The sequence below is a fragment of the Roseomonas sp. CAU 1739 genome (assembly GCF_039839775.1).
In the GTDB taxonomy this organism is placed as follows: Bacteria; Pseudomonadota; Alphaproteobacteria; order Acetobacterales; family Acetobacteraceae; genus Neoroseomonas.
In genome coordinates, this window is sequence record NZ_JBDOQQ010000055.1 from 1 (window position 1) to 1,055 (window position 1,055).

Annotated in this window: 1 protein-coding gene; it reads right to left on the reverse strand. The window is 65.0% G+C overall.

What is annotated here, in order from left to right; all coding sequences use genetic code 11:
* Nucleotides 1–15 precede the first annotated feature (15 nt).
* Nucleotides 16–962 (reverse strand): IS630 family transposase gene (locus AAFN86_RS29545; RefSeq protein WP_408906645.1). Its coding sequence is split into 2 segments (ribosomal slippage): nt 16–621 and nt 624–962, totalling 945 coding nucleotides; the frame shifts between segments, so codons are not numbered across the junction.
* Between the last annotated feature and the right edge of the window lie 93 nt (nt 963–1,055).

Below are 1,055 nucleotides of genomic sequence, written 5' to 3' on the forward strand. Positions count from 1 at the left end.
TAGAGCGTTTTTCGATCAACTTGATCGATAGCCGGCGTTGCGGAAGAAATTGGTGCATTCGGTTAGATTGAAGGCGTCGATCAATCTGCCGATGGAAGACCAAAGCCCTTCGATGGTTCGCTCGGCTGCCTTGCGCAGCATGGCCTTGAGCTTGGCGAAGGCGTTCTCGATGGGGTTGAGGTCGGGGCTGTAGGGCGGCAGGTACAACAGGCTGGCACCTGCCGCTTCGATCGCGGCGCGGACGCCGACGCCCTTGTGGCTGCCAAGGTTGTCCATGATCACGATATCGCCGGGGCGCAGGTCAGGCACGAGCACCTGATCGACATAGGCCTGGAAGGCGATGCCGTTGATCGGCCCGTCGAGCACCATGGGCGCGACCATGCCGCTGTTGCGCAGGCCAGCGACGAAGGTCGTGGTCTTCCAGTGCCCGTGCGGGATGGCCATGCGCAGACGCTCACCGCGCGGGGCTCGCCCGCGGATGCGGGCCATGGATGTCGAGGCCCAGGTCTCGTCGATGAACACCAGGCGATCGGGCTCGAAGTCACGCTGTGCTTCGCGCCACTCAGCGCGCCGCATCACGACGTCGGGGCGTTCCTGTTCGGCCGCATGCGCCGACTTTTTTTGACCGTCAGCCCGCGCCGGTCGAAGAACCGCCATACCGACGCGATGCTCACCGCCACATCAGCCTTGGCCAGTTCCTCGCGGATCTCCGCCAGCGTGATGTCCTTGCGGCTTCCATACAGCGACAGGATCAGCGCTGCATGCGCCTCGATCCGCCCCGACCGCCGATCTCCGCCCAGCCGCCCCGGCACCACCGTCCCGGTCGAGCGCCTCAACAGGCCCCACCGGCTCACGCTCGCCGCGCTCACCTCAAACCGCTCCGACGCCTGGCGATGCGTCGCTCCCGCATCCACCGCCGCCATCACCCTCTCCCGAAGATCCTCCGACAGCGCCTTGGTCATGACCGTCGGCCTCCACTCCGACCGTCAGCTTGAATCAGATCCCTCCCGCGTCGCGGAAGAACAAAGATTCAGGCAGGTCGGAAAACGCTCTAG